Genomic DNA, 6,735 nt, shown 5'->3' on the forward strand with positions numbered 1-6,735 from the left:
CACGCATGTAGTATTTTTCAAACTCCTTGCCGTGGGTTCGCATGTCCATGAAAAAGACGGCCGTATCCAGCTCTTTGTCGCTGTGCTCCTTGGCGATAATCGTCTGCTTGTTGGTGTACATGCAGCACACCGATGAGCAGTAGCTGTGATCCGAGCAGTTGATGTCCCGCGACCCCACACACTGAAACCAGGCAATCTTTTCCGGCTCCTTGTTGTCCGACGGCCGAACCAGATGACCGGCATAGGGGCCTGAGGCAGAGAGGATTCGTTCCATTTCCAGGCTGGTGATCACATTGGGATGGCTGGCGTAGGAGTAAGTCTTATGCTCGGTGGGATCGAAGGGGGTGAAACCGGGTGCCAGGATGATGGCGCCCACGTTGATCTCCTTGTACTCGGCCACCATCTCATGGTTGACCGCATTGGCCAGGCAGGCATCCACGCACTGATAGCACTCGGAGCAGAGCCCGCACTTGAGGCAGCGGTCGGCTTCGATCTTGGCCTCTTCTTCGTCATAACCGAAGGAGACCTCCATGAAGTTGCATTCCCGCGCTTCGGGATCGAGGCACCTGACCGTCGTACGCTTTTTGTTGGGTTCCTGGCTCAGATCGTCGGGTTTGACAAAGTCCCATTCTTTCTGGCGGCCTTCGGTGAGATCCAGGCCGTTGATGAAACGGTGGATGCTCTCGGCGGCTTCCTTGCCACAGGCCACAGCATCGACCACCGATTTGGGACCATAAAAGGCATCGCCGCCGGCGAAAACCCAGTCGATGGGAGTCTGCAGGGTGACCGGATCGGCCTCCAGGCCGCCGGGCCGGGAAATGGCGATGCCCTGTTCTTTGATGCCGTCCAGGTTGGTGCTCTGGCCGATGGCGACGATGATGGTGTCGCCGAAAAAGGGCTGGCACTCCGCCTCGTCGTAGGCGGGGTTGAAGCGACCGTCATCATCGAACACTGCCGTACAGGTCTTGAATTCGATGCCCGACACCCGCTTGCTTTTGTCGATGTAAAAGGATTTGGGGCCAAAGCTGTTGACGATATTGATCTCGCTTTCCAAGGCCTCTTCGATCTCGTGTTCCCAGGCGGGCATCTCCTCGCGCTTTTCCAGGCAGATCAGGGTGACGTTCTTGGCGCCCTTGCGCTTGGCGGTGAGGGCCACGTCGATGGCCACATTGCCGCCGCCGACCACGATAACGTCCTCGCCGAGTTCAATATCCTTGCCCAAGGAGGCATTCCGCAAAAATTCAACGCCCTGGAGCACGCCTTGGGCATCTTCGTTATCCACACCCAGGCTACGGCCGCCGTGCAGCCCGATGGCCATGAAGCAGGCACTATAGCCGTCTGATTTCAGACTTTCCAGGGTGATGTCGGAACCGAAGGTCACCCCGCATTTGATTTCGGCACCCATTTGCCGGACCACGTCGATTTCGCCGGCCAGGATGTCCCGCGGCAAGCGGTACTCGGGAATGCCATAACGCATCATGCCGCCGGGTTCGGGCATCTTTTCGAAGATGGTCACCTGGTAGCCCTGCTGAAGCAGGTAGTAGGCCGTCGTGACACCGGCGGGGCCGGAACCGATGATGGCCACCTTTTCGTCACGCGGTTCTGCCGTGATTTCCGGAATGTAAGTCTCACCGCTTTGTTTTTCATAGTCGGCCAGGAATCGGTGAAGTTCGCGGATGGCCAGCGGCTGGTCGACATCGTTGCGGGTGCAGGCGCTTTCGCAGGGGTGATGGCATACCCGACCGCAGACCGCTGGGAAAGGGTGATCCTGTTTGAAAAGTTTCAAGGCTTCCTTGTAGCGTCCGTCGTTGATCAATGCGATGTACCCCTGGATGCTCACATGCGCTGGGCAGGTGGCCTTGCAGGGCGCGGTGCCGCGCTTTTCGATGGCATAGGCACTGGGCATGCCCTGGGGGTAGAGCTTGAATGCCGCTTTGCGGTCCCGCAAGCCTTCGTCGAACAGATTGGGGGTGTCGATGGGGCAGGCTTTGGCACATTCGCCGCAGGCCGTGCATTTGTCCATTTCGATGTAACGGGCATTCTGGCGCAGCTTGACCGTAAAGTTGCCCACCTCTCCGGTGACCGCTTCGATTTCCGTCAGGGTCATCAGGTCGATGTTCAGGTGCCTTCCGCACTCGACCAGCTTGGGGGAAATGACGCACATGGAGCAGTCGTTGGTGGGAAAGGTTTTGTCCAGCTGGGCCATCACCCCACCGATAGCCGACTTGGTTTCGGTCATGTGAACGTAATACCCCGAATCCGCCAGATCCAGGGATGCCTGTATGCCTGCAATGCCGCCGCCGACCACGAGTACGGAACCGACGACATCCTTGCCTTGGGTATTTTCTTTTTCTGCCATTACACATTCCTCATGAAAAAGTTTGTGTTAGAGGTGTTTTTGTTGATCCGGCGGCACATCTAGACCATATCCAGAAGCTTCTGCAGCTTGTCCTCCCAGCCCATGGCCGAAATCAGAACGCCGGCAAAACCGGCCTCTTCCAACGCCGAAATGGTTTTCGTGGCGATAGAGAGGCTTTCCACGGCTTTGTCCGGGGCCCGCATGAGCCGCTTGATTAGGTCCTGGGAAATGGTCACGTTCAGGTGCCGGTCCAAATAACGGGCCATTCCCACGGATTTCAACAGCATCACCGTGGGAATAATCCGGTTTTTCTTCAGGTCGACCTTTTCCAGAAACGGACCAATTGCCCCCAGGTCGAAAACCGGCGGTGCAATGAAAAAATCCACCCCGGCCGAGGCTTTTTCTGCCATTCTGGTGAGCTCTTTTTCAAGCTCGTCGCCGGTGGCCCGTGCATTGACGGTAGCCCCAACCAGAAACGAGGGAGCACCGGACAGATCATTGCCGGCCAGATCCTTGCCGGTCTGAAGCGCGGAAATGGCCTTGAACAGGGTCATCAAATCGATATCGTTGACCGCCTTGGTCTGGTGATGGTCGCCCAGGCCGGGGTCTTCTCCGGAAACCCCCATGACATTGAGGACGCCGCCTCCATAGGCGGCCAGCAGGTCTGCTTGAAGGGCGATGCGGTTGCGGTCCCGGCAGTTCACCTGCATAATGGTTTCCAGCCCCTTGCCCTGAAGCAGCATGGCCCCGCCCAGCGAACTCATCCGCATCACGGCATTGCCCATTTCCGGCACGAGGAAGGCATCCACCTGGTTCTGCACGCGGACGGCGCTGTTGACCATCGTTGAAACATTCACCCCTTTGGGCGGCTGCATCTCCGCAAGAATGGTGAACTTGCCGACATCGAATTTGTTTTTTAAATGCATAAGCCAATCCCCTTATGGTTGCTGCGGAAAACATGCGGTAACAGTTAATGAAAAAGGTGCGTCGAATCGGTCTCTGGCGCCGGAAGGCAACGACCCCCTTCCGGAATAGCGTGTGCGTAGATTAGGTGCTGGCCAATTTGTTTCATTTTCCTCCCATTATGGAACAGCAAGCCTTGTGCCAGAACACGACAGCAGCGCCGACAAAGCAAAGTTTCCGTATATTATTGGTGCCTTAATAGCTTCTTGGAAGATCAACCCAAACGCTTGCGGATCAAATTAAAAGTGGACAACTATGCCATAATGGAATATAAGTGTCGTAATACAGTAAAAAATTAGCCCCTTACAGGGGGTGGTCCAATATGGCGTGGTCCATTTTGGCACAACCAAAGCGGTGGAGGCCATCGATGAACAGTCATGTCGTTGTCGTAGATGATGACAGAGATTATCTGGAGGTTCTGGGAAGAAAGCTGTCCGACATCGGATTTAAACGGGTCCGCCTGGAAGACAATTCCGTCAAACTGGCGAAAGAGGTGGAAAATGGGCTTTCTTTCGACCTTGCCCTCATTGACATGACGATGCCGGAGATGGACGGCATGGCTTTGTTGGAAAAAATAAAGGCCAATTCTCCGTCCACGGAATGCATCATGGTGACGGCCATCAACGAGGCCCGCATCGCGGTGGAATGCCTGAACAAGGGCGCCTATGATTATCTGGTCAAGCCGGTGGCCACCGAAGACCTTTCCCTGTCCATCAAGCGGACACTGGAGCGGAAACGGCTTCTGGATCTGCTGGACCTTGAGAAACGAGACGATTTGCCGACGCTCGAAAACGCAGAGCCCTTCAGGCCCATTGTCACCCAGTCCAAAAAAGTCCTGCGGATACTCAAGGAGGCGGAGCTTCACGCTTCCAGCCTGGTTCCCGTTTTGATCACCGGCGAAAGCGGCACCGGTAAAGAGCTTCTGGCTCGCGCCATCCACGGCGCCAGTCCCCGTGCCCAGCATCCATTCAGCCCCATCAACATGTCCTCGCTATCCAGTTCTCTGTTCGAGGCTGAATTTTTCGGCCACACCAAGGGCGCGTTCACCGGTGCCGAACACAGCCGGGTCGGCTACCTGGAGCACACAAACAAGGGAACCCTGTTTCTGGACGAAATCGGAGACCTGCCGCTATCCCTCCAGGGAAAACTGCTGCGGGTGTTGCAGGACGGTGAGTTTTCCAAACTCGGATCGAGCGACCGACAGAAGGTGGACCTGCGGTTTATTGCCGCCACCAATGAAAACCTCGAACAGATGATGGCTCAGAAGCGTTTTCGTAAATACCTGTATTACCGCATCCGCGGGGGCTGGCTTCACCTGCCTCCGCTGCGCGAACGCCAGGAGGACATTTTTCTGTTGACCCGTAAATTTCTGGAGAAGTATTACGATGTGAACCAGCAGGGGTTTATCGAAAAGACGGCGCTGGACCTGTTGATGCGCTATCCCTATCCCGGCAACATACGGGAATTGAAATCTATTCTCCAGTCGGCGGTCAACCTGGCGCGCGGCGAACCGATCCGGGAAATACACCTGCCCTCGCATATCACGGCAGCCCTGAAAACGTGTGAAGATCAGGATGTGGCCGCCGCCGATTCACGCATCAAACCGCTTGCGGAGGTGGAAAAGGCGCATATCTTACACGCCTATGCACAATCGGCAGAAAACAAGTCCCGAACCGCCAGACGGCTGGGGATTGGTTTAAATACGCTGCGGCGCAAGTTGACCAGCTATGGTATTCAGTAATAGCCGTTACCGCTCGCCTCGGCGGTAGGGTTCCGCCAGCATGGCAGGGGCATTGAGGCGTCGGCTATCCCGAAGCCCCCCCACCAGAAGCACCAGCAGCGTCGCCAGATAAGGCAGCATGGCTAAAAAGTTCGGAGAAATCCCCAGGGGTTGGAGCATATACTGAAGGACGAAAATCCCACCGAAAAGAAACGCGCCAAGCACGGCCCGCAAGGGATTCCACAAGGCGAAAATGGTCAGGGCGATAACGATCCAGCCACGCCCGGCGGTCATCCCCTCGATCCATGACTTGCTATAGGAGATAGACAGGTGGGCACCGGCCATGGCTGAAAACCCGCCGGCAGCAATCACAGACAAATACCGGATCCTCGAGACGTTGACGCCCTGCGTTTCCGTAGCCTTGGGGTTCTCTCCGGCCGAACGGATGCGAATGCCCAGCAGCGTGTGTTCAAGCATGAACCAGACGCCAATGGCCGAAAGAATCGCCAGGTAAAAGAACGGGCTCTGATTGAAAAGCACCGGCCCCACGACCGGAATGTCCGACAGGAAGGGGATGGGCATGGCGTTGATTTTAACGGCCAGCGGCTTTCCCACATAGGGTTTTCCCAACAACCCCGCCATCCCCAGCCCGAGCATGGTCAGCGCCAGTCCGGAAACCACCTGATTGGATTGAAGGCTCACCGATGCAAACGCATGGATGATGGATATAAACATGCCTGCAAGGATGGCGGCGCAAAGACCGAGCCAGGGGCTGCCTGTATGGTGCGTGACGATAAATGCGGTCACCGCACCCACCGCCATCACGCCTTCCACGCCCAGATTTAGGATGCCGGATCGCTCAGAGATAATTTCGCCGACGGTGCCCAGCAGCAGGGGGGTGCCGGCAACCAGGGTGCGCTGAACCACAGAAATAAGAATCTCCTCCATGGATTAAGCCCTTTCCCCCACCAGAATACGAACCCTGTTCTTGGTAAAAAAGTCGCCCATGATCAGAAAGATCAGCAGGGTGCCGTTGAAAACAGCCACCGTCGCCGCCGGCAATCCGAGTGATATCTGAATCGCGTCTCCTCCCACGAGGATACCAGCAAAAAAGATGCCTGAAAAAATCACGTAAACCGGATTGAGCTTGGCCAGCCAGGCCACAATAATCGCCGTAAACCCATAACCGGAAGAGATGGAGTCCGGATAACTCAAATAATGGTGGATGCCCGCCACCTCACCCACACCGGCCAGACCGGCCATACCGCCGCTGATGACCATGATGAGCATCGTCGTTCGGGAGAAATCGATGCCCGCGTATTTGGCTGCATCTGGATTTTCTCCGATCACCCGCACCTCATACCCGAAACGGGTCTTGTAGATGACAATGGTCAACACCACGACGGCGACCACCGCCACGATCAAGGTGGCCGTGTGAATTCGTGATCCTGGCAGCAGGGACAAAATGGCCGAATCCGGGAGATCGTCGGTGTACGGAAAACCAAACTTTTTGGGACTTTTCCAGGGTCCGACGATCAGCAGGGTGAGAAACTCGGCACAAATGTAGTTGAGCATCAACGTGGAGATCACCTCGTTGATCGAAAACCGGAGCTTGAGGATGGCCGGAATCAGTCCCCAGAGCGCACCGCCGAGAAACCCGGCAAGAAACATCAAGGGAACGATTACCGGAGAG

The 6,735-nt window shown here is 56.2% G+C and carries 5 protein-coding genes; 1 reads left to right on the top strand and 4 read right to left on the bottom strand.

Features of this window, described 5'->3' with window-relative positions; all coding sequences use genetic code 11:
• Together ABYV26_RS17705 and ABYV26_RS17710 are read right to left on the bottom strand one after the other, a co-directional pair.
• Nucleotides 1–2,359: FAD-dependent oxidoreductase (locus ABYV26_RS17705; protein ID WP_372682684.1), on the bottom strand; the 2,359-nt coding region annotated here is incomplete at its 3' end.
• Nucleotides 2,360–2,418: 59 nt separating this feature from the next.
• The gene (locus ABYV26_RS17710) at nucleotides 2,419–3,285 is read right to left on the bottom strand and encodes a methylenetetrahydrofolate reductase (protein WP_372682685.1); all 867 of its coding nucleotides are present in this window, start codon (nucleotides 3,283–3,285) and stop codon (nucleotides 2,419–2,421) included.
• Between the two features lie 404 nt (nucleotides 3,286–3,689).
• Here ABYV26_RS17710 and ABYV26_RS17715 point away from each other — a divergent pair, with 404 nt between their 5' ends.
• The gene (locus tag ABYV26_RS17715; protein WP_372682686.1) at nucleotides 3,690–5,063 is read left to right on the top strand and encodes a sigma-54-dependent transcriptional regulator; all 1,374 of its coding nucleotides are present in this window, start codon (nucleotides 3,690–3,692) and stop codon (nucleotides 5,061–5,063) included.
• Nucleotides 5,064–5,069: 6 nt separating this feature from the next.
• Here ABYV26_RS17715 and ABYV26_RS17720 read toward each other — a convergent pair whose 3' ends face one another.
• Entirely contained in the window at nucleotides 5,070–5,990 is a 921-nt protein-coding gene (locus ABYV26_RS17720; RefSeq protein ID WP_372682687.1) for an ABC transporter permease, read from the bottom strand.
• Between the two features lie 3 nt (nucleotides 5,991–5,993).
• A partial coding sequence (locus ABYV26_RS17725; protein WP_372682688.1) for an ABC transporter permease occupies nucleotides 5,994–6,735 on the bottom strand: 742 nt, incomplete at its 5' end.

The organism is Desulfosarcina sp. (assembly GCF_041551955.1).
Classification (GTDB): domain Bacteria; phylum Desulfobacterota; class Desulfobacteria; order Desulfobacterales; family Desulfosarcinaceae; genus Desulfosarcina.